This window comes from Pseudomonas sp. HP_14, from assembly GCF_055283875.1.
The window spans coordinates 1-23,147 of the sequence record NZ_JBTOQI010000002.1 but is presented as its reverse complement, the minus strand read 5'-3'; the positions used below and the strand labels follow the sequence as shown (position 1 = coordinate 23,147).

Annotated in this window: 18 protein-coding genes; 7 read left to right on the top strand and 11 right to left on the bottom strand. The window is 57.6% G+C overall.

Features of this window, described 5'->3' with window-relative positions:
• The first annotated feature begins 111 nt into the window (after positions 1 to 111).
• The 3 genes from ACYASS_RS02255 to ACYASS_RS02245 all read left to right on the top strand — a co-directional run bounded on the left by ACYASS_RS02255 (position 112) and on the right by ACYASS_RS02245 (position 1,703).
• Positions 112 to 564 (top strand): thiol-disulfide oxidoreductase DCC family protein, encoded by a 453-nt coding sequence (locus tag ACYASS_RS02255; RefSeq protein ID WP_463584915.1) that lies wholly within the window; start codon positions 112 to 114, stop codon positions 562 to 564.
• Positions 561 to 941 (top strand): DoxX-like family protein, encoded by a 381-nt coding sequence (locus tag ACYASS_RS02250; RefSeq protein WP_463584914.1) that lies wholly within the window; start codon positions 561 to 563, stop codon positions 939 to 941. The genes ACYASS_RS02255 and ACYASS_RS02250 overlap by 4 nt, the downstream gene beginning before the upstream one ends.
• A gap of 528 nt (positions 942 to 1,469) precedes the next feature.
• Positions 1,470 to 1,703, top strand: a complete 234-nt coding sequence (locus tag ACYASS_RS02245; protein WP_463584913.1) for a hypothetical protein — start codon at positions 1,470 to 1,472, stop codon at positions 1,701 to 1,703.
• A gap of 120 nt (positions 1,704 to 1,823) precedes the next feature.
• On the opposite strand, the gene ACYASS_RS02240 is transcribed toward ACYASS_RS02245, so the two are convergent.
• The 6 genes from ACYASS_RS02240 to ACYASS_RS02215 form a co-directional block, all read right to left on the bottom strand.
• A complete protein-coding gene (locus ACYASS_RS02240; protein ID WP_463584912.1) occupies positions 1,824 to 2,318 on the bottom strand; it encodes a hypothetical protein in 495 nt (164 codons plus the stop codon).
• Between the two features lie 381 nt (positions 2,319 to 2,699).
• Positions 2,700 to 3,323 (bottom strand): DUF2059 domain-containing protein, encoded by a 624-nt coding sequence (locus ACYASS_RS02235; protein ID WP_463584911.1) that lies wholly within the window; start codon positions 3,321 to 3,323, stop codon positions 2,700 to 2,702.
• A gap of 420 nt (positions 3,324 to 3,743) precedes the next feature.
• A complete protein-coding gene (locus ACYASS_RS02230; protein WP_463584910.1) occupies positions 3,744 to 4,961 on the bottom strand; it encodes a DUF1444 family protein in 1,218 nt (405 codons plus the stop codon).
• Between the two features lie 364 nt (positions 4,962 to 5,325).
• Positions 5,326 to 5,862, bottom strand: coding sequence for a hypothetical protein (locus ACYASS_RS02225; protein WP_463584909.1), 537 nt, complete (start codon positions 5,860 to 5,862; stop codon positions 5,326 to 5,328).
• Between the two features lie 110 nt (positions 5,863 to 5,972).
• Positions 5,973 to 6,671: a substrate-binding periplasmic protein gene (locus tag ACYASS_RS02220; protein WP_463584908.1), complete on the bottom strand. Its 699-nt coding sequence runs from the start codon at positions 6,669 to 6,671 to the stop codon at positions 5,973 to 5,975.
• Between the two features lie 224 nt (positions 6,672 to 6,895).
• Positions 6,896 to 7,735: a helix-turn-helix domain-containing protein gene (locus ACYASS_RS02215; RefSeq protein WP_463584907.1), complete on the bottom strand. Its 840-nt coding sequence runs from the start codon at positions 7,733 to 7,735 to the stop codon at positions 6,896 to 6,898.
• Between the two features lie 151 nt (positions 7,736 to 7,886).
• Between ACYASS_RS02215 and ACYASS_RS02210 the strand changes: the two genes are divergently transcribed.
• Complete coding sequence (locus ACYASS_RS02210) at positions 7,887 to 8,753, top strand: sensor histidine kinase (protein WP_463584906.1); 867 nt, start codon at positions 7,887 to 7,889, stop codon at positions 8,751 to 8,753.
• 151 nt (positions 8,754 to 8,904) lie between these two features.
• On the opposite strand, the gene ACYASS_RS02205 is transcribed toward ACYASS_RS02210, so the two are convergent.
• Together ACYASS_RS02205 and ACYASS_RS02200 are read right to left on the bottom strand one after the other, a co-directional pair.
• A complete protein-coding gene (locus ACYASS_RS02205) occupies positions 8,905 to 10,272 on the bottom strand; it encodes a heavy metal sensor histidine kinase (RefSeq protein ID WP_463584905.1) in 1,368 nt (455 codons plus the stop codon).
• On the bottom strand, positions 10,269 to 10,940 hold the full coding sequence (locus ACYASS_RS02200) for a heavy metal response regulator transcription factor (RefSeq protein ID WP_463584904.1): 672 nt from the start codon (positions 10,938 to 10,940) through the stop codon (positions 10,269 to 10,271). The genes ACYASS_RS02205 and ACYASS_RS02200 overlap by 4 nt, the downstream gene beginning before the upstream one ends.
• A 146-nt stretch (positions 10,941 to 11,086) precedes the next feature.
• Here ACYASS_RS02200 and ACYASS_RS02195 point away from each other — a divergent pair, with 146 nt between their 5' ends.
• From ACYASS_RS02195 to ACYASS_RS02185, 3 genes are all read left to right on the top strand, one after another.
• Positions 11,087 to 11,587 carry a GlcG/HbpS family heme-binding protein gene (locus ACYASS_RS02195; protein WP_463584903.1) on the top strand — a complete coding sequence of 167 codons (501 nt, stop codon included), beginning with the start codon at positions 11,087 to 11,089 and terminating at the stop codon, positions 11,585 to 11,587.
• 14 nt (positions 11,588 to 11,601) lie between these two features.
• Positions 11,602 to 12,012 carry a hydroxyisourate hydrolase gene (gene uraH / locus ACYASS_RS02190; RefSeq protein WP_463584902.1) on the top strand — a complete coding sequence of 137 codons (411 nt, stop codon included), beginning with the start codon at positions 11,602 to 11,604 and terminating at the stop codon, positions 12,010 to 12,012.
• Between the two features lie 533 nt (positions 12,013 to 12,545).
• On the top strand, positions 12,546 to 18,161 hold the full coding sequence (locus ACYASS_RS02185) for a putative Ig domain-containing protein (protein ID WP_463584901.1): 5,616 nt from the start codon (positions 12,546 to 12,548) through the stop codon (positions 18,159 to 18,161).
• A gap of 248 nt (positions 18,162 to 18,409) precedes the next feature.
• Here the strand turns inward: ACYASS_RS02185 and ACYASS_RS02180 are convergent, their stop codons facing one another.
• The 3 genes from ACYASS_RS02180 to ACYASS_RS02170 are packed head-to-tail and all read right to left on the bottom strand — an operon-like array spanning position 18,410 to position 22,840.
• The gene (locus ACYASS_RS02180) at positions 18,410 to 19,756 is read right to left on the bottom strand and encodes a TolC family outer membrane protein (protein WP_463584900.1); all 1,347 of its coding nucleotides are present in this window, start codon (positions 19,754 to 19,756) and stop codon (positions 18,410 to 18,412) included.
• A gap of 2 nt (positions 19,757 to 19,758) precedes the next feature.
• Complete coding sequence (locus ACYASS_RS02175; protein WP_463584899.1) at positions 19,759 to 21,126, bottom strand: HlyD family type I secretion periplasmic adaptor subunit; 1,368 nt, start codon at positions 21,124 to 21,126, stop codon at positions 19,759 to 19,761.
• Complete coding sequence (locus ACYASS_RS02170) at positions 21,119 to 22,840, bottom strand: type I secretion system permease/ATPase (RefSeq protein ID WP_463584898.1); 1,722 nt, start codon at positions 22,838 to 22,840, stop codon at positions 21,119 to 21,121. Before ACYASS_RS02170 ends, ACYASS_RS02175 begins: the two co-directional genes overlap by 8 nt.
• Between the last annotated feature and the right edge of the window lie 307 nt (positions 22,841 to 23,147).

Sequence of the window (23,147 nt, the reverse complement as noted above, 5' to 3'; positions counted from 1 at the left end):
GTTTTGTGAGCGGCACTTCACCTGTGCATAAGCCCCCATAGTGGACCGTCTGGAAGCGCTGCTCCATCTGCCCCTACAATGGCCCCGCCCCTGACCACAGAGAATCCCGCAATGTCTGCCTCTCTGACTCGTCCCACTCCCGCCCCGTTTCTGGCCCCCGGTGAAACCGTGGTGCTATTCGACGGGGTCTGCAAGTTATGCAACGGCTGGGCGAAATTTCTGATTCGTCATGACCGTCATCAGCGAGTCAGACTCGCCACCGTGCAGTCGCCCGAAGGGCAAGCGTTGCTCGCATGGGCAGGTTTGCCACTGGACGCGTTCGACACCATGGCGGTCATCCGGGATAACCATTACTGGGTGCGCTCGGAAGCCTTCTTCGAAGTGGTTGCGAAACTGCCAGCGCCATGGCCCCTCTTGCGCCTGTTTCGGATATTCCCGCGCCCGCTGCGGGATTGGGCCTATGACCGTATCGCGTTCAACCGCTACCGCCTGTTTGGAAAATATGACGCGTGCCTAATGCCTACCCCAGACCATCAGCGACGTTTCCTCAAGGCCCAACCATGAATCGCCTGCGCCAGGTGCACTGGCTGGCCCGCGGCAGCCTGGCGTTCATGTTCGCTTACCACGGCCTGGTGCCCAAACTCATCACCCTAAGCCCCGGTGAGCGAGTACTGCTGCAAGCCCACGGCCTGGAAAACTTCACCTGGTTGCCACAAGCCGCCGGGGTAGCTGAACTGGCGATGGCTGCGCTGCTGCTCCTGGCTCCGAGAATGAACTGGCCACTGATAGTCGCCGGAGTCGTGTTGCTGGGTTTGCTGGTGGATGTGGCTGTGATGCAGCCCTTGATGCTTATGGATGCGTTTAACCCGGTGACAGTGAATGTGGCGGGGATGGCGTTGTGTGCGATTGCATGGGTGACGCGGGTGGGTAGAGAGGGTTGAGGTTGCTTGGGCGGTTTGGTGTTGATGTGAGTTTAATGATCCAGCGCCGAGCAGGAATTAATGATTTAAAGCTTTAGGCCGAAGGCAGCCCTTGGCGAAAGGCAGTAATCGGCCGATTCTGTTGAAAAAGTCGGCTTCGAATTCCACGGCAGAAAAGTACGCATCTGAGATTGAAATCCTTACTTTTGGCTGAGGCTTTCGGGCTCAGATTTCACGTAGCAGCGTGCAAAAATGGCGTTTTCCCCGGTCAATTTCCGGACAGTTTGAGCGCAGCGACTTTTTCAACACAATCAGCCAGAAGCGGACGCTCACAGACGGGGGGCTATAGACCACGAATAATTAATGGACACAGTGCTAGCGACTTCGTAACCTCTGTGCAGGCCTTGTAGCCTCTTCTCCCTGTCATGTCGTGCCTTGGCGCGACGCTAGAACCGATTAAGAGGCCATACGTGAGGACGGATCGCTATTAGACACAAACGGTGTTAAAAGCCTACCTGCTTCATCTTTTTATAGTCATTAGGAGCCGCTATGCAGTTCGACCTTCTTCAGCATGAGATAGATGCACTTAAGTTCTATCAAGAACTCATCAGCACAACACAAGATACGGAAATACAGAAAGCCGTGCTTAATCATCATGCCAGCCTATTAAAAGACTTGATTGGCTTAGAAACTGAAATGAGGAAGGCCAAACTTGCATTCGAGAACACCAAAGAAGAGAACTCAAAGACTATCGAAATTGAGCGCTTAAAAAGAAGGGATTAGCAAATTCTATAATCGCCCAGCACGCTCGCCAGCCCCTTTAAGGGCGTACAGCGGGGGGCAGACCACACTGAATAATAGTGGCCTACCCCTCCCCTTTAACCATTGGCTAGGCATTTATACCTAGAGGAATTTAATTACATTTGGGTCAATAACAATCAAGCTATAGCTTCCGCTATCTTCAACCTCGTTTTTATAGATTAGCACCTTGTACCCCTGGCTGAGCAGCAACTTTTCGAGCATAGGGTACCCGTAGTTATTTGCCTGACTCTTACGTTCCTCTAGGGTTCCCGTGGGGTCTTGGCATTCTTTTATACGTTCCCATGCCTCTTTATATTCCGGAATTTCTGGAAAGCAATCCTTCAACGCGACTGCAAGTGACTGCGCTCTATTAGATCCCCAGTCTTTACAAACCGAAAGGACTTCATTGGCAGATACGGCTATAGAACACCGGTGAATGTTATCTTGAATTTCACCGACCTTACTCTCGACGGGCCTTTTACTATCCAGCCTCTCTTTGGCAGCTTCTAAACTCCCGAAATGCGAGAAAGGGTTGAACGCATCTATTTTATCAAAAGACCCATGATACCAATCGGTTGCATTGATTATATTGTGCATATCTACATCCATGATCACATATTACCTACATTTTTTAGGGGCGGAATTTAGCCCGACAACGTGAGCAAAGCAAACAGCTAGAACCGTTAAAACCAGCAAAAAATCAGGTTCAGACCCCATTTGAAATAACGGCGGCTTGCCCCCGGCTTTATCCTTGACCTCAGTGCAGAAATTGATCATAAAACTTATTAAGTCTATTACGGCCCTGAATGACCGGCAACTACCGACCAGAAACAGTCGAAGGACGAGCGACAGTAAATGATCAGCTACGCTCTATCTATCGCCGAAACTTTTTAAGTCGGACACAGGAACTGGTGAGGGCGGGCCAACGGCCGATAGCCCGCCGTCAATCGTAACTACCCAAACACGGCTATTTCGTTTCTATTTGCGAGCTGGAGCGTCCCAACAATCGGCTTTGCGCGCACAGACATCGTATTGCCGGTCCATAGCGGCCATGCGGTCAAAATGGGCCTGCGTTGCAACTTTGAATGATGCCTCGCTGGTCATTACGTACTGTATAAGTCGATCGTTCAAACGCGCACTCCATTGTTGCGTGGTCTTTTCATCCAACGTTTCGGGTGCGGTCGACATCACCTTAAGGGTGCTGCCGTCTACCCGATCCAGCTCGTCGCTGTAAGTCTTGATGTACTGCGTGCGAGCGGCGTCATGCTGATGATTAAGGTCGAATTGAAGGGCTTCCAGGTTTTGCTTGTAAAGTTTCCAATAGCTGTCAGGTAATGTGAATCCGAGTTCCTTACGCAACCCGGCAATACGACTATCGTTACTTTGTGTTGGCTTGAGTACCGGCTTTTGCGATGAGATAACAACTGGGTCATTGGCGATAATCCGCTCGATCATCTCAGTCCGCTCAGTACTTCGGGGAATGATCTGGCCCAACGGTTCAAGCTGCACAGGTGAACTCTGTGATGCGGATCGAGGCGCTACGCAACCGGCAAACAGGATGCAGGCCGATAACGTTGTTATTCCAACAATGTTGCGAAGCATAGGCTCTCCATGAGTATTGATACCGTAGGCAAGTGCGCCAACGCGCTGCGAATCGATATCGGCTTATCTGTCAGGCACTTGAGCACTGTGCCGAAGGCCCCTGGGGCCGTCCATGGTGTCTTCGCCGCCAACGCTTACCGAGGATGGCCAAAAAACTACTGATTGCTCGTTCGTTGCCGAATGTCATAACCGGCGTTTGCACAGGGGCTGAGACAGAAAAGACACAGCAAACTGATCGCATGCATTAGCTGCATAATGTGGAGTGTCATCGCCAAAACTTCGACCAAGGACGAACTCGTTCCTCATCCATCGTTATGCTTGTCTGGCTGTAAACAGCAGTTGCGATCGCATGATCATGAGCACTGTAAGTCTCGGGCATTCATTCCCCCATCGCAGTGCGCCACATTAGTTGAGCTGCGATCACAAGGCTGTCAGGCGATCAAGCTGCTCTGCCGATGGAAATCCTAGCGTCCGATAGCGAGGCGGATAGCCAGCTTCTGTCGTCAGCAGATCGCCAAGCTCGGATTCAAGTTCGCCCCAGAGAACGGTTTTGACTGTCGGTTCCCCACCCTGACCGGGTTCAACCAACGCGATGCGATCCGTCTTGGGCAATAGGGTCGGTACATCTTTTGTCCAAGCGCTCATCGATACGGTTTTGCCGTTCTGGTCAGCCAGCTCGTAGAGATGGTACGAGGCAACAAACACATCGACGCCCGTTTCCAGATTGAGCTTATCTAGCAACTCTTTCTGATTACTGTAGCTACCCTGGAGCAGCAGATGTTCCAGCGTGGCCAGACGGCTATTGACCCCTTCATCATCAGGGTGAAACGGGACGATATCGCGCCCGTCATAGGTATAAATGTCGGTGGAGACTGCCCTGCCCCTCTCAAGCGCTTTGAAGCTAAGCTCGACCATCTGACGGATGCCTTGCTCGTCCTTGTCGCCCGTGACCATCAAGACGTCACGACTCGGGATCATGAACACCGGTCGACCTTTAACGGGTGCGCGCTGTAGAACATCTGGCAGCAAGACTCTGCTGCTGTCGTATCCGTCCACCCACTGCGCGACGTAGAGCCCAGGGATAATCTCACCAAACGCCTCGTGCGTAGCATCGCGCAAGTTCTCAATGGAGATCGCCACTGCCTCATCCATTGTTACCCCCCAATGCGCTTCAGGGCCGCTCGTAAGTGTGGCGGTGGACTCGGGGGAGTCGACGGCAAGCATAATCACACAGTCGCGGCCCAAGGACTGATAAACGACTTCGTGCGTCTTGTCGCTACCACTTCTGGCGTGCTCCAGTCGAACTTCCCCAAGCATGGCAAGATTTCGAATCACCGGACGTAATTGTGCTTTCACGTTTTCAAAGATCGTCCCGGTTCTCTGGCCAGACACCAACAGAGTCGATACGTACCCATTCAGAATTGCGGCCTTCTGGGTCTTGTCTCCATTTTGATAGTCGCGAAAGGCGTTATGAAGATTGAAGTAAGAGCCGTTGTCATGACGGATGCGAAACTCGCCAGGCTGAAAGTCCATGGCCTCGCTGAAGCCAGCCTTGCGGGCTGACTCGATAAATTTTTTGGCAAATCCTTCCTGAGTCAGAGGACGACTGAAGATTTTGTCGAGCAGGGATTGGAGCATGCACAGGATCCTTCGTGTCAGCAGGCATTTATAAACAGGCTGGGTTGGGCGCGGCGAAACTTATTCACAGTTTGAACGGCTGCTCTCTATATCGACAGATAACAGATGAAAAATAGGGTCGCACACCTGGAGCTGGATTCATGAACCCTACAACCCCGGACGGGCGTTATTTCGTTGTAAATGGACGGTTGTGGCGCTGCTCAAGCCCGCGCTTGATGAACAAGTGCGGCAGTGATTAGTGAATAGAATCAGGGCCAGATCACTATTTTTATATGTGATCCGCCCTGACTTCCGCTCTCTTTATTCTCGAAACTCATCAATGAGGCGTTCAGTTCATACTCTTCTTCTGCCCCATCCCATTTATCTAAAAATCGAACCGCTGATCAAACACCTTCTGCTCACCCACCGCCACGCTGCATTGGCGCGCTACTTCTACGGGGATCACTTTGCCCAGCAATGGCGTCAGCGCGGTGTAGAACGCTTTGTCGCACTCTGCGTCTTTGCTGAAGGCTTGGGAGTTGCCGTTGGCGTCGGCGGTAATTCGGCAGCTTTTGACCAGGTCGGCGGGCAGGTCTTTCACGGCCACAGGTTTGGAGCCTGAGCCTTGCAGTTCGATCAGTTCGTCACAACCGCCTTTGGCCTGACCTTCCTTGATGGTTTTGGTGAAGGCGACGCGTTGGTAATCCGTGCCGGTGAACAGCACCTGGTCGTTGACGGTCACGCGGTACTGTGACGGTTTGAACGCGACGGTTTTGATGCAGAACTGCGTGGCTACCGGCTTGCCGTTGACTTGAGTCGAGACCGATTTACAGCCAGGCGTGGCTTGGTTGAAGGAGGTATCAGGGGAACTGGCGCAACCGGCCAGCGACAGCACGCAGATACCGAACAATATTCTTTTCATGAGACTTCCTGTGCTCAAACAGACCACCTCCAGCAGGCGGTTCCGGCCACAGATCATATCAGCGACCTGTCCGTTGAGGGCATCTCAGGATTTAACGCAGACGCTGGCTATCACCGCTGTCCCAGAGACTCATACCGCCTCTGAATCCGCCCCAGCTCACCCGACTTGCGCAACGTCTCCAACGCCTTCGCCCAGCCAGCCACCACTTCATCTTCACTGTCGTGACTGAACGCGATGTACAACGAGGAGCGATACACCTCGACCGGTATTCGTCTTAGCGTGCCGGGCGGGATTTTCAGTTGGCGGCTGTAATAGGCCACTCCTGCGTCGGTGTCGCCGACAATCAGGTCGGTGCGTCCGGCGAGCAGCATGCGGTAGAGCTGGGCGCTCTGGGTGGCGGTTTTGTCGAGGTTAGTGAAGTTCAGGGATTGCAATGTGTCGGGCACCAGGCCTGCGTGTCGGGTGGTGACCATGGGCGCCTGACGCAGTTGTTCGAAGGTATTCAGCGGCTCGGCATCGGCCATCTGGTAGGGGTGGATGGACTCTTCCACGATGGGGCCGACCCATTTGTACAACGGCTCGCGCTCTGCGGTGCGGAACATGGAGTACATGATGGTTTTGGGGCGGGAATTCAGTGCGTAGCTGGCGCGCATGCTGGGCAGCAGCACCACCTCAAATTGATCGCCGGTCAGGGCCATGATGGCCTGAACGATTTCGGTGGTCATGCCGGTGAGCGTGTTGTTTTCCAGATAGTTGTAGGGCGCCCACTCTTCGGTGACAACCTGATACGCCCCAGCCTTGGCGGGCATGCCGAGGGACAGGCAGAGACATAGCAGAGCTGCGCTGAATATCGAATGTCTCACATGGTCTGCCTGGTGAGCGGTGCACGGCACGGGTTGGCCTGGGCGGTAAAAAGAAGCATAGACCGTAATAGGCAGCAGACCGCCTGACAGCTGCAAAGACGAGACTTGTCGCGCAGAATTTACGAAAAATGTGTGGCCGTCGCCCGAGCAACGTGTGGAGCTGACTTCGCCTAGCTCTTGCCTCGCCCAAACTGCCCCGGCGTCGCGCCCATTATTGATTTGAAAACGCGGGTCAGATGGGGCTGATCTGCAAACCCGGAAGAGATCGCCACGTCCGCCAGACCGACACCGCTTTTCAGCAGTTTGTGGGCCTTACGCACGCGTGCCTGGAGTTGGTAGACATGCGGGGTCACGCCGCACGTCTGGCGAAAAGCTCTTAGCAGCTGGAAAGCCGGTAGGCCAACGACTCTCGAAAGGTCATCGAGGGTCACTTTGTCCGATAGGTTTTCGTCGAGATAGGCACGCGCCAGAGAGATCGCCGCAGGCTCGGTGAACCGTGACTCCGGCAGTTGAATCAGGCAGGTGTGATGAGCGAGCAAACGGATGATCATCGCCGTGATTCGCGACTGGCGTTCGAGTGCAGAGCAGGCAGTTTCCGAAAGGCGATGCAGCTCCAGCAAACTGCCACTCAGTACCGGATCTTCTACCACCGGGCTGGTGAAGGTCGGCAGTGCGGTGATGCCAAAATTATCTCTGGCCACTCTGAGGAATACGTCTGGGTGAACATGCAGCGTCCGGCACAACCAGCCGCCCACATCGGGGCGCCCGCAGTGCAGTTCGTCAGGGTTGATCAGGACGAAACTGCCGCGTTTGGCGATGCCGTCCGATCGTAATGTCTGCAGAAAAACGCCACCCGCCAGCACGATTCCCAGGCTGAACTCTTCGTGAGTATGCCAAGGGTAGCGATGGTCGAAATAAGCGCCTTTCAGCAGTTCGGCGTCATACAGATCAGCCATCGTCCAGACGCTGACTGAGTTTTTTCCTGACCCGGTGTCGAAATCATCATGCATGGACATTTCCAGAAGCTGTTGCAGGCCTGCCAGCGGAACAATTGTACGCAAATATTTAACGCGCAAAGTTAAAACTTGCAGGATTCTTCAAGACTCGACGCAATCCTGATCACTAAGGTGCTCTCATTCTTATAGATCAGGAACCACATCCATGGCGCGCACGCTGGGGCAGTCATTGAATAGAGACCCGGGCGGCGAAGGACAAGCGCCTGCGGCAATCCTGTGCCAGCAGAGTTCTCCCGCTTTTTCGGTGCATCGTGCGGCACCTCCAGGCGTCAATCTGACTGATAGGCCCCTCGCCCACAACACGCACGCAGGCTCCGCAGTGGCAGCGGTGGTTCATGAGTTGCGCCAGCCCCTCGCGTCAATGCTGTGCAATATTCAGGCATCGATTCGCTGGCTGGACCGGGATGAGCCACAAGTGGCCGAAGCGTTACAAGGCCTGAGAGACTCCGCGGAACTCGCCAGGCAAATGGGCCAGATCAGTAGCGCCTTGCTCGAAACGTATTCCCAGCGCGCGAGCATGTGTTGCGACGTTCCGCTGGATTTGCTCGTGGCCGAAGTCACGGCGGGGTTTGCCGGAGAACTGCAGCAACATGACATTTCCATCCAACTCGACATTCAGCCTGGCATCAGCGTTCAGGCAGACCACACGCAACTCTATCTCGTGCTGCGTAACCTCGTGTCTAACGCCATCGATGCGATCAGCTCCCAGCCGTCAGAGCGTCGCCAGATTTGCCTCGCAGCCTATCCCATGACAGACAGGACAATGATCTGCGTGATCGACAACGGTCCGGGCATCACCGAGAGCTATCAAGCCTTCATCAGTGAACCGTTTTTCACCACCAAAGCCAACGGGATGGGCATGGGGCTTTCTATCTGCGAAACGATTCTGTCGCGTTACGACACGGCGCTTCGACACACGGTCAGCAGAACTGGCGAAACCGTTTTCATGTTCGCAATCCCCGCACCGGACCAGTGTGGAAAGTCGACGCTGCTGTCATCAAGCATGAAATAACTTTTTGAATTTAAATGCTTTTCTGTAGGAGCTCACGAGCACCGCGAGGCAGCGATGGCGTCCCGTCTAATACACCGCTATCGCTGGCCTCGTAACCTCGGTGAGCTCCTACAGGGTTCAATGTTTGCTGCGCGCTGAACGACGAGGCGCACTAGCCAGGCAATGTCAGCCTGAACACGGTCCCTGCGCTATCGCTCGTCACGCTCACCTGTCCGCCATGGGCCTGCATGATCGAGCGCACGATGGCCAGACCCAGTCCTCCCGAGTCGCCAGGCTGATTACGTGAAGGATCACAGCGATAAAACCGCTCGAACAGATGGGGCAAGTGTTCCGCGCCGATAGGCTCACCCACGTTGTGAACGTAGATGTCGATACCAGTGGCATTCAGCGTGGTGCCGACAGTCACGGCGGTCTCTGGCGTGGCGTAGCGCAAAGCATTGGCGATCAGGTTGGCGAGTGCACGGCGCAGTAACTCGGGGTCGGCAGTTAGCATGCCCTGACTGTTATTGATCAGCGTGATGCCCCGCTCCTCGGCGGTGCCTTCGAAGTAATCGCACAGTTGCGTGACCAAGGTCTGCAGGTCAACCGGCTGACGAGCGATCGAGGTTTTTGGCTGCTCGGTGCGAGCCAGAAACAGCATGCTGTCGATCATTCGCGCCAGGCGTTCGTATTCTTCCTGATTGGAAACCAGCAGGTCCTGATAATCCTCAACCGAGCGGCTGCGCCCCAATGCCTGCTGGGTCTGGCCCATCAGGTTGCTGAGCGGGGTACGCATTTCATGAGCAAGGTCCTCGCTGAAACGTGTGAGTTGCGCGAAGCCGTCTTCCAGGCGGGCAAGCATCTGGTTAAGCGCATGGCTTAACGCAGTCAACTCGCCCACGTCCTTGAACTCATGCAGGCGTAAATGCAGGTGTTGTGCGTCGATGGCAGCAGCACGGGTTGCCAGTTGTCGTACTGGGCGCAGGCCACGCTGGCTGACCATCCAGCCCAGCAGAAATGCCAGCACTGCGCCCACCAGCAAGGCTATCCAGATCTTCATGCGGTAGGCGCTGAGCATTTGTTCGCGCTCATTCACCAGCTTGCCCGCAATCAGCTTCAGAGGTCGGTCGCTGCCTGGTACATCGAACCACGCCAGTCGCAACGACTCTTCGCCCGGGCTATCACCCAGCTGTGGCGAAGGTGCTGGCGGCAAGTCGGGCACGGGCAAAGACAGCGGGTTCACATCAATGAGCAGATGCCCTGCGTCGTCGACAATCCACAGCACGTTATCGCGGTTGCCGAGCATGTTTTCGTAAAGCTGCGGACGCTTGCGCAAGGCCTCAATGCTGTCGCTGTCGGTGATGAGCGCCTGCATGCGCTGCACCCGCCCGAGCAACGCCTGGTCATCTCGCCAGGTAATTTCGCGCTGCAGGGATTGATAGAGGTAAAAACCCACTGCGCCCAACAGCAGCACGCTGACCAGGGCGAACATCGACGCCAGACGCAGACTCAGACTCAGTGTGCGTGGCAACAAGGTCATGCCTGCAGTTCCAGCAAGTAACCGATGCCGCGCACCGTGTGGATAAGTTTGGCCTGATAGGGGTCGTCTACTTTGGCGCGCAGACGACGGATTGCGACGTCGACGACGTTGGTGTCGCTGTCGAAATTCATCTGCCAGACGTGGGAGGCAATCAGTGCCCGAGAGAGGACTTCACCTTCGCGACTGAGCAACAGATGCAGCAGCGCGAACTCCTTGTTGGTCAGGCTCAGGCGCTCGCCATTGCGAGTGACTTTGCGCTTGAGCAGGTCCAGATGCAGATCGGCGATCTGGAACTGTTCAACTTCACGGGGCGGCCCGCGTCGCAGCAAAGTGCGAACCCGAGCCAGCAGCTCCGCGTAGGAGAAGGGTTTCACCAGATAATCATCGGCGCCCAGTTCCAGCCCTTTGACGCGATCTTCCACGGCATCGCGAGCAGTCAGGAACAGCACCGGCGTCTGATGTTTACGACGAATGATCTGCAGCAGTTGCCAGCCATCAAGGCCGGGCAACATGACGTCGAGGATGATCAGGTCGAATTCGCTTTCCTGAATCAGATGCAGGCCGTCCAGACCATTCAGCGCCACTTCGACCAGATAGCCGGATTCCCCCAGCCCTTTGCGCAGGTAGTCCGCCGTTTTCGCTTCGTCTTCTACAACCAGGATACGCATTGAGTCCTCCGGTACCGGTGCATAGCGTAAGCCGATCTGCTGCCTCATCTCATTACAAATACGTAATCCGCAGGCAATCAGTTTGTGCGGAAGGCTTGGGCAGTATGGCTGGCAATTGCTCAGCCGAGCCTGAACCGGAGATTTGTATGCTGATCCGAAGCGTTACCCTTTCATTACTGACATTGGCCTTGGGGTCTGGTGTCGCATTGGCCGACGTGCAGAACGTCGCTCAGCGTCCGGATGTGACCCTGAAGCTGGCCAATGATCTGCTGAATGCGACCCTGGCGGCTTGCCACGCCGAAGGCAAAACGGCCGTTGCAGCGGTAGTAGATCGCGGCGGCAATCTGGTTGCTGTGCAGCGCGATGACAACGTCGGTCCACACAACACCCTTGCCGCGCAACGTAAGGCGTTTACCGCGCTGTCGACCAAAACCCCGACGCGTCTGCTGTCGGAGCGCGCCCGCAATAATCCTGAAGCCGAGAACCTCAACACCCTCAATGAGCTGTTGCTGCTAGGCGGTGGCGTGCCTTTGAAACTGGGCGAGCAAGTCATCGGCGCCATCGGTGTCGCGGGCGCAGGCGGAGCGGAGACGGATGAAGGCTGCGCATTGAAAGGCATCAACCACGTTTTACCCAATCTCAAATAACAGGAAAACATCATATGAAACTGGTGAAGACATTGATTGCAGGCGCTGTATTGAGTGGCCTTTCTTCTATTGCGTTGGCCGCTGGCAACCCGCTGAGCGTACACGTGCTTAACCTGCAGGACGGCTTGCCCTCTTCGGAGGTCAACGTGACGCTGGAAAAACAGGAAGGCCAGGGCTGGAGCACGCTGAACAAGGGCGTAACCAACGAACAGGGGCGGATTACCGGGCTGTACCCCGAAGGCAAGGCGCTGGAGAAAGGCACGTATCGCGTTACGTTCAAGACGGGTGAATGGTTCCAGAAACACCAGACGGCAAGCTTCTTCCCGGAAGTACCGGTGATCTTCAATGTGGACGGTACCTTGCCGCACTACCACATCCCGCTGCTGATCAGCCCTTATGGGTTCTCGACGTATCGCGGGAGCTAGTAGACGCTTTGTTGGGTGATGCGTCTGCTATACCGCGTTATCGTTCATCGTCGGAATGCCGCCCAGACCAAGCTCGGCTCCTACAGGGGTACTCGGTTCTTATGTGGGAGCCGGGCTTGGTCTGGGCGGCATTCCGGCGATTCAGGCACTGCGGTTATTCAGACAGACCGCGTCATCGTTCATCGCGAGCAAGCTCGGCTCCCACAGGGGGGGCGCCGACATCTGTGGGAGCCGGGCTGGTCTGGGCGGCATTCCGACGATTCAGGCGCTGCGGTTATTCAGACAGACCGCGTTATCGTTCATCACGAGCAAGCGCTCTTACAGCGGTGTTCACGGATTAAATACAAAGTTATGACGTCAACAAAACGTCAAATTATCGTATTCGTTACACGCAGCAGTTTTCCAGCCGCCGAACGGGCGACGGTTTCCCGACACACGGTCACAACTTTTACGCTTCTCCGGGTCATATCAGAGTGCTGGCCGATTGGTTCTTGGCAGCCCTGTGAATTCAGTCCGCTACCGGAGATAAGTCCATGATTTATAACGTCCAAAATTTTGGCGCCAAAGGAGATGGTGTCACGGATGATACCGCTGCCATACAGAAGGCCATCGACGCGGCTGCCGCAGCGGGTGGCGGGCAGGTTTACATTCCACCGGGCACGTTCATTGTCAGCGGTGGCGAGGAACCTTCCGATGGCTGCCTCATGCTTAAAAGCAACGTGTACATGTATGGCGACGGGATAGGCGTTTCCAATATCAAGGTTGCGGACGGCTCGGACACGAAGATCACGGGCATCATCCGCTCGGCCTACGGCGAAGAAACCCACGATTTTGGCCTGAGCAACCTGACGCTTGATGGCAACCGGGACAACACCACCGGCAAAATCGACGGTTGGTTCAACGGTTACATTCCCGGCCAGGAAGGCTACGACTCCAACGTCACCCTGGACGGCGTCGAAATCAAGGACTGCTCCGGTTACGGCTTCGACCCGCACGAACAGACCGTCAACATGGTCATCAAGAACAGCGTGTCCCACGGCAATGGCCTGGACGGCTTTGTTGCCGACTTCCTCAGCAACAGTACATTCGAGAACAACGTCGCCTACGACAACGACCGCCACGGCTTCAACGTTGTTACCAGCACCCATGATTTCACCCTGACCAATAACGTTGCCTACAACAATGGCGGCGGCGGTATCGTCGTGCAGCGTGGCAGCGAGAACATCCCCTCCCCCAGCAACATCGTCATCACGGGTGGCGAGGTCTACGGCAATGGTGCCGAAGGCGTGCTCATCAAGTTATCCAGCGATGTAACCCTCAGTGGCGTGGATATCCATGACAACGGCAGCGCCGGGGTGCGTATCTACGGCAGCAACAATGTCGAAGTCACCGATAACACCCTCACCAACAACGCACTAAAAGGCGCGGTACCGGAAATCATCATTCAGTCCTACGACGATACGTTGGGCGTCTCCGGCAAATACTTCGACGGCAGTGACAACACGATTCAGGGCAACACCATCACCGGCAGCAACCTGTCGACCTATGGCGTGGCGGAGCGCAACGAAGACGGCACCGACCGTAACGCAATCATCGGCAACACCATTGGCCACACCAGCAAAGGCGACACGCTGGTATACGGCGATGGCAGTTACGTCAGCGCCACCGTGCCAGTGGTGACGGTTCAGGGCACTGAGGGCAATGACACCCTGATCGGTAGCAGCGCCAACGAAATCTTCTACGGCGCAGCCGGTAACGACGTAATCAATGCCGGTGCCGGCGACGACATTCTGGTCGGCGGCTCGGGCGTCGACAAGCTCACCGGGGGTGCGAGTGCCGATACGTTCCGCTTCGCGAGCCAGTCCGACAGCTACCGCAACGCGACTAGCAGCTTCGTCGACACCATTACCGATTTCGATGTCACTAAAGACAAGATCGACATCGCCGACCTCGGTTTTACCGGGTTGGGCAACGGCCGCGGGGGCACCTTGCAGGTCAGCTACAACGCCAGCAATGATCGCACCTACATCAAGGACTACGATGCTGACGCCGCAGGCAATCGCTTCGAGCTGATTTTCAACGGCAACCTCACCAGCACGCTGACGGCCGATAACTTCATCTTCAACCGAACGGTCACCGGCACCAACGGCAACGACTCGTTGCAGGGCACCGATTCGGCAGACACCCTGCTCGGCCTCGCCGGTAACGACAGCCTGGTCGGCGGCGCGGGTGATGACAAACTCAACGGCGGCGCGGGCATGGACACGCTCAGCGGCGGTGCCGGAGCGGACACATTCGTGTTCTCGGACCGGATGGACAGCTACCGCAACTACAACGCAGGCGGCGCCAACCTGGGCGATCTGATCACCGACTTTGATCGCACAGCCGACAAGATCGATGTATCGGCGCTGGGCTTTACTGGCCTGGGCGACGGCAAAAACAACACCCTTTATCTGGTGCTCAATGACGCCGGGACCAAGACCTACATCAAGTCGCTGGACGCTGATGCCAACGGTAACCGTTTCGAAATCGCGCTGGACGGCAACTACCTCGACAAGCTGACCAGCGCCAACTTCGTCTTCGCCACCACGCCAACAACCAACCATGCCCCCGTGGTCGCAACCCCGTTGCTGGATCAGAACGCGACAGAAAACACCGCCTTCAGCTATGTCGTACCCGCCACCAGCTTCACTGACCCTGACAACGACAGCCTGAGCTACACCGCGTCTCTGGCCGATGGCAGCGCCCTGCCCGACTGGCTGACCTTTGACGCCGCCAGCCGCACGCTCAGTGGCACACCGGACAGCACCGCGTCGGGCAATTATTCGGTGAAGATCACCGCGACTGACGGCAGCAACGCCACGGTCAGCGACAGTTTCACGCTGGCGGTGCAGGACGTCCCCGCCGCGCCGATCATCATCAATGGCACCCCCAACAACGACACGCTGACCGGGACAGCGGCCAACGAGCAATTGCTGGGCGGCGCGGGTAACGACACGCTCAACGGCGGCGCGGGCAACGATATTCTTATCGGCGGCGCAGGCTCAGACAAACTCACCGGGGGCGCCGGAGCGGACGTGTTCCGCTTCACCTCGAAGATGGACAGTTACCGCACCAGCACCACCAGCGCCAGTGACCAGATCCTTGATTTTGATGTGGCCGCCGACAAGATCGACGTCTCCACACTCGGCTACACCGGCCTTGGCAATGGTCTGAACGGTACGTTGCAGATGGTCTACAACGCGTCGAACAACCGCACTTATCTCAAGGACAACACGGTCGATGCCAACGGCAACCGCTTTGAGATCTCGCTGGCGGGGAATCTGGCCAACAGCCTGACGGCCAGCCATTTCGTGTTCGCCGACCAGAACATGCCAAGCAACGTTGCGCCTGTAGTGGTGATCCCGCTACTGGACCAGAACGCGACTGAAAACACCGCGTTCTCATACACGGTGACCAGCAACAGCTTTGCCGATGCCAACAAGGATCAACTCAGCTACAGCGCGACTCTCGCGGATGGCACAGCACTGCCTTCGTGGTTGAGCTTCGACGCAGTCAACCTGACCTTCAGCGGCACGCCCACCAGCACTGCGGCGGGCAATTACGACGTCTTGATCAAAGCGACTGATCCTGCGGGCGCGTCGGTCAGCGACAATTTTGCATTGGTCGTCGCGGATGCCCCTGCCAATACCATCGCGGGCACCGACAACGCCGAAACCCTGACGGGCACGGCTGGCGCGGACCTGATACTGGGCCTGGGCGGCAACGATACGATCAGGGCCAATGCCGGGGCGGATATCATTGACGGCGGCGCCGGTCGTGACTCGCTTTACGGCGGCACCGGCGCGGATACCTTCCGCTACAGCAACGTGCTCGATAGCTATCGCGACTACGACGCGGGAGGCATCACGGCCACCGACACGATCTATGACTTCACTCAGGGTGTGGACAAGATCGATGTCTCGGCTTTGGGTTTCCTGGGGTTGGGCGACGGCAGCAACGGCACGCTGTACATGACCCTCAACGAGGCTGGCGACAAAACCTACGTCAAATCCAGCGAACCCGACGCCGATGGAAATCGCTTCGAGATCGCCCTCAGCGGTAACTACCTCAACACCCTGACCGCCGACGACTTCGTTTTCGGTGAACGCGCTCAGCAGGACATCCTCTACTTGCCGACGCTCGGACAATCCAACGCGCGTTTGCTGCGCATGACCGAGGACGATGATCAGTCCGGCACGTCCATGCTGGTCAACGACCTGAGCAAATACACCACCTATGACGTGCGCAGTCAGTTCAACGATGCGGATGGCAACGGCATCGACATCGCAGTCGGTGGCAGCACCGTTAACGGTATGTCGACGCTAGGCGCTGAAGAGCTGAAGTTGTGCTGGTGGCTGACGGATACCAATGAGCCAGGCCCTGCGTTGTTGCGGGCCGTTGCGCTGCTGCAGAACCAGCTCGCCGAGCTGAAGGCCATCGATAACGTCAAGATGGGCATCATCTGGGGTCAGGGCGAAGAAGCTGCGCAGGAGATAGGCCGGGCGACTGACAAACAGGCAGCGGCTGCCGATTACAAAGCGGCAACACTGGCGGTGTTTGACTATCTGCACTCGCAGCTCGGGAGCTTCGATGTGTACATGATGGAGACTGGTCACTACGACCAGGACGCCGCCCGTGCGCGGGGTTACTCGGAGGACAAGATCGCGCAGATTGTTGAGGGTGTGGGCTATGTCCGCTCGACTCAGGAAGCCATTGCTGCCGAACGTACTGACGTAAAACTGGCCGTTGATTACACCGACTTGCCATTGCGCCACGAAGTTGACCCGCTGGTGTACCCCGATGATGTCTGGCACCTGCATGAGGAGTCGGCAGAAATCGTCGGGCAGCGTCTGGCTGACTACATCGCTGATGACTTGGGCTTCAAAGGCAATCCCAATGACAACAACAGCGTGCAGGACATCTTCGACAACGCTCATAACGAAGGCGGGATGATCTTCGGTACCGATCAGGCCGACACGCTGGTTGGCACCTCGGGCAACGACACGCTGGACGGCGACCTGGGCGCTGACACCATGACCGGCGGCGATGGTAACGACATTTATGTAGTCGACAATGCCTTCGACAGCGTCGTGGAAACCAACACCTCGCCTGCGCAGATCGACACCGTGCAGGCATCGGTCAGCTGGACACTGGGCGACAACCTGGAAAATCTGGTCCTGACCGGCGTCTCGGCTATCGACGGCACGGGTAATGCGGTGCGCAACTTCATCACCGGCAACACCGCCAACAATGTCATCGACGGCGCTGCGGGTGCAGACAGCATGAGCGGTGGCAATGGCAGTGACACTTACTACGTGGACGACACGGGCGACAACGTGATCGAAACCAACAGCGACAAAGTGTCCGGCGGCACCGACAGCGTGCACAGCAGCCTGGCGACCTACACGCTCACGGCGAACGTTGAAAACCTCTATATCGACAGCAACGCAGCGGCCAATGGTATCGGCAACGCGCTGGACAACACGCTGTTCGCAGGCGCGGGAGACAACGTACTGGACGGGCGTGACGGTAACGACACGGTGTCATTCGAGCGGGCATTGGCGGGCATCACCGCGACGTTATCGACGTCGGCACAACAGAACACCGTCGGTTCGGGATTCGATACCCTCAAGGGCATCGAAAACCTGACCGGCAGTGCCCATGCCGACACCCTCTCCGGCAACAGCAGCGCCAACGTGCTGAATGGCGGCGCGGGCAATGACACGCTGGTGGGTGGCGCAGGTAATGACCGGTTGATTGGCGGTGAAGGCACGGACAGCTTGACGGGCGGAACAGGCGCCGACACTTACGCCTTCGGCTCGCTTTCCGAGATGGGCACCGGTGCCTTGCGCGACGTCATCAGCGGCTTCAAAACCGCCGAGGGCGATCAACTGGACTTCACCGGTCTGGATGCCAACCCGCTGACCACCGGGATGGACGCCTTCAGGTTCATTGGCAACAACGCCTTCGACACTACCGACGCCACCGGCCAGCTTCGCTTCGCCGACGGCATCCTTTACGGCAGCCTGAATGCGGACGCCACTGCGGAGTTCGAGATCCAGCTGGTCGGCGTAAAAGAACTGCACGCCAGCGACTTTACGGCCTGACCAGCGCGCGGAATCCGGTGCGGCTTCTGACGTCAGGGGCTGCATCGGATCTCTGCACATTGGTCTGTAGGAGCTGCCGAAGGCTGCGAAAGCGTTTTGCCTGATACACCGCAGTTCGCAGCCTTCGGCAGCTCCTACAGGTTCAAGTGTCACTGCTCAATGGACACTATCCCTGTGGGGGCCGGGCTTGCCCGCGATAAGGTTTCGGTGATCTGTCTGTCAGACGCGGTGTCCAGATCGCGGCGGCATCAAAACAACCGCTGCACCTGTTCCAGCACACCTCGGTTCATCTGGCCGGTATGAGTGTGCAAACTCACGTAGCTCTGCAGCATGTCCAGCTTGGTATCGAGCAGGTCGCGGCGCGCCTGGAATACGCGCTGCTGGGCGTCGAGGATGTCGACAGTCGAGCGCACGCCGCCCTGAAAACCCTTCTCGGTCGAGGTCAGGGCCTTTTGATTGGATTCCACGGCGCGCTGCATGGCTTTGGTTTTGGCAAATCCGGCGACCACGCCCAGGTAATCAGTCTCGATGTCTTCGGCCAGTTGTTGGCGCTGTACGTCATAGTCCGATTGCGCGCCCGCCAGTTGAGCTTCGGCCTTGGCCACAGACGCACGGACGGAACCACCGCGATACAACGGGATGTCCAGTTGCACGCCCACGTAATAAGTGTCCTGCCTTGGATCGAGATCCTGATACTGACGCGTCTCTCGACGAGTCAACTGCGTGGTCAATGTCAGCGTCGGATAATGCCCCGCACGTTGCGTGTCGGCCTGCGCCTCAGCGACTCTCATGGCGGCAAGACGAGCCGCCAGTTCAGGGCTGGCGTCCCGGGCGATCGCCGTCCAGTAGGGCAAATCCTGTTCCGCAGGGATCGGACTGTTGGCCGCGAGCTCTTCGCGCATTGGCTGGATATCATTGATCGGCACGCTCGCCGGCCCCGACAATGCCCGCAGCGCCGCCACACGACGCGCGACGGCTTCTGCCTCCTGCGCCTCGACAAGGTCAAGCCGGGCCTGAGCTTCGTCAATATCCGTGATCGCTCCCTGCCCGGACTTGAACAGTTTTTTGCTCTGCGTGACCAACCCGCTGATCGCGGCCTTTTGCTGGGCGATCAGCTTGATCTCGTTTTCGGCCCGGGCCACATCGAAGTAGCCTTTGGCAACACGGTCGTAAAGGCTCTGACTGGCGACGTCGAATTGCTGCGTACCCAATACGCCTCGCGCCTTGCCCTCCTGATAAGCCGCCCAACGACCTTTGTCATACAACGGCTGTTGCGCCGCCAGGGTGACGTTGTTGGCCTGGTAATCGTTGCTGTTGACGTACCCGTCGTCGCTGCCGCCATCGGTACGCCCGCCGTTGCCGTAACGCGAGGTCAAAGACACCTGTGGATACAGCCCGCCGCGACCGATGGCCTCCTCCTGCTGAGACGCATCGTATGCGTGGCCAGCTGACTTCAGCGTTGGGTCATTGAGGCGTGAAGCGTCGTAGGCCTCGGTCAGGCTCAGCCCGCCATCAGCCGCCCATGCCGGACTGAGCATGACCCAACCTGCCCACAGACCTGCCAGTAAACTGGAACTGCGATAACGACGGATCATGTTCATTCCTCTTTGAACGCCGCAAGCAGACGTTCACGCAGGGGCTTCATCAAGTAATTCATCAACGTGCGCTCCCCCGTCACCACCGTGACATCGGCAAGCATCCCCGGGCGCACCAACAGCCCGGCGTTTTGCAGCGTGACCACCGTGTCGGCAGGGATCTCGACTTTGGCGGAGAAGTACGGCCGCCGGGTTTGTTCATCCAGCAACTGATCGGCAGAAACCGTGCTCACGACGCCCGTCACGGTGGGCGTATCAACCCGTTGCAACGCGGTGAAATGGACATGCACCGGCAAACCCGGACGTAATTTATTCGCCATCAGCGGCTCGAAACGCGCAGTGATTGCCATCGGCGCATCGAGCGGCACCACTTGCATCAGGCTTTGACCGGCCTGGGCGACGCCGCCCACGGTGTGGACAGTGACGTCCATGATCTGCCCGGAAACAGGCGCACGGATCGCACCGCTTTCGACTTCGAACTGCAACGCATTGATTTGATCGGCATAGCCTGCTGCTTCAGCCGAAACCTCGCTGAGCTGGGTTTCGGCATCGCGACGGAATTCCTGCCGGGTTTGCAGCAGCTTGAGTCGGCTTTCATTAATGGCCTGGCGCGTCTTGCCGACATCGCCCACCCCGGAGGCTATTTGCCCGGCTAATTGCGCCGCATTGCGTTCGGCTTCGAAGAGTTTGTTGCGAGGTACATAACCCTCACGCGCCAGGTCGCGAAGGCCCTCAAGCTCCTGTTGCTGGAACTGCATCTGCGCATCGTAGTTGCGCTTCACGCCTTCATAGCCGCGCAACTGCTGCTGCAACGACTCAATTTCGTGTTCGATGATCTGCAAGCGACTCGCCAGCTCGGCGCGGCGGGTCTGGAACAACTGAGTCTGCAAATCCATCGCCGCCTTGATTCTCGGCTCGCTGGCACGCGCCGCTAATTCAGGCGGCCACTCAATGTCCGCATTACCCAGACGCTCGGCGATCAATCGTGCTTCAACGCTGCGGTCATTGAGCAACTTGCCCTGAGTCACGTCCAGCTGCGACTGCGCCCGCAAGGTATTGAGCTGCACCAGTAACTGGCCCTGACTCACGCGATCGCCATCGCTGACCAGCAGTTTCTCAACCACCCCGCCGACCAGTGACTGGACCGCCTTGCGCTCCCCCGCCACCACCACGGTGCCGCTGCCGACCACGCCCTGATCCAGCGGCGCAAGGCACGCCCACAGGAGAAAACTGCCCAGCGCCACGCAAAGGAAAATCACCCCGTAGCGCGCCGCGCCGCCTGCGTCAGTGCTGGCGGTTGTCACCGCGCCTGCGTTGCGCACGCTGATAGCGTTGTCGCTGCGATTTGCGCCCGGATCAAGATCACGCATCTTTGGTGGCCACTCTGACAGGCGCGGTTTTATCGGGTGGCATCAATGCCTTGAGGACACGGTCTCGGGGACCAAAGGCCTGCTGGCCTCCATCCTTGAGGAGCAAAATGTGATCCACCACAGCCAGAATGCCAGGCCGGTGGGTGATCAACACAACGGTACTGCCTGCGGCCTTGAGTGCCTTGACCGCTTGAATAAGCGCCAGCTCGCCCGCCTCGTCCAGGTTGGAATTAGGTTCATCGAGCACGATCAATGCGGGGTTGCCATACAGGGCGCGGGCCAGCCCCAGACGTTGCTTCTGCCCCCCGGACAAGCCCAGCCCTCCAGGGCCCAGTGGCGTGTCGTAACCTTTGGGAAAGTGCAGGATCATCTCGTGAATACCGGCGTGGCGGCTGGCGGCGATGATTTTGTCTGCGTCCTGCTCACCGAAGCGCGCAATGTTGTCGGCAACGCTACCGTCAAACAGCTCGATATCCTGAGGCAAGTAGCCCAGATGCGGGCCCAGTGCATCGTGAGTCCACTGGCTGATTTCGGCATCGTCCAGACGTACCGAGCCGCCGAGTGCGGGCCAGACGCCTACAAGCGCTCTGGCCAGCGTGGACTTGCCGCTGGCACTGGCGCCGATCACGGCCAGCACATCGCCTTTGTTCAGGGCGAAATTGATACCACGCAGGATCGGCTGCGATGCGCCGGGCGGTCCGACGTAGAGTTGCTCCAGCCGCACAGCGCCAGTCGGCGGCGGCAATGGCATGCGCAGTCGCTCGCGAGGATGCGAGGTCAATAGCTGGCTCAAGCGCTTGTAGCTCTGGCGCCCTGAATTGAATTGCTTCCAGGACCCGATGGCAATTTCAACCGGAGCCAGCGCGCGGCCCAGCAACAACGACATGGCGATCATCATGCCCGCCGAAAGCTGGCCTTCCAGCACCAGCAGCGCGCCCAACCCCAATGCCAGCGATTGACCGGAGATACGCACGAACCGGGTGGCGGAGGTGATCCGCGCGCTGCGGTCGCTGGCATGCGCCTGAGCGGCAATGATCCGCTGCTGCAACAGGCTCCAGCGTTGGCGCAAAGGGCCGAGCATGCCCAGCGCCCTGATCACTTCAGCGTTTTGCAAGGTACTGTTGACGTAAACCGCCGAACTCACGCTCAGGCGATTGGCCTCCCCCAGACGAACCCGCGTCGCCAGTTCGCCCCACAGCGCCAGACCAATCAACACAATGGCCAGCACTAGCGTCAACAGCCCAAACCAAGGATGAATGATGAAGGCCACCAACAGAAAAATCGGCAACCAGGGCGCATCCAGCAAGGCAATCAAACCCTGCCCAGTGATCAACTGCCGAAGGGTCGCCAGATCGCTCAGGACCTGCGCCGGGTTAGCGTTGTGCTCCTCCAGGCTGCGGGCAAATGCGGCATCGAACACACGCTCGCCCAAGGCTTCATCCAGCCCCGCGCTCATGCGAATCATCACCTGGCTTCGCACCCACTCGATCAAACCACTGAACATGAACAGGCCCAACGCGATCAGCGTCAGCATGACCAGCGTGGTTTCGTTACGGCTGGTCAGGACCCGGTCATAGACCTGCATCATGTACAGCGACGGCACCAGAACCAACAGGTTGATCACGCCACTGAACAGCGCCAACGACCAGAACACCCGGCGATAGCAGAGCAACGCAGCATCAATGTCGTGACGCGGATCGAGCAGGAAACGCATAGAGTATCGACCGGAAAATAAGAGTCATTTTTTGATCGCAATCCATGCGTTCGAGTTTTAGCTGAAGTAAACCCAATCCTGTAGGAGCTGCCGAAGGCTGCGAAAGCTTTCAGCCTGACACCCCGCCATCGCAGCCATCGGCTGCTCCTATCAAAAACATAACAATCTGATTGAAATGAGGTTTCTGTAGGAGTGGGGGGGGGGGGGGGGGGGGGGGGGGGGGGGCCCAGGGAGTTAAACAACAAACACAACAGGAAGCAAACGCACACCCCACCCCGCCGGGCGGGGCGCCGGCGAACACCCCCCC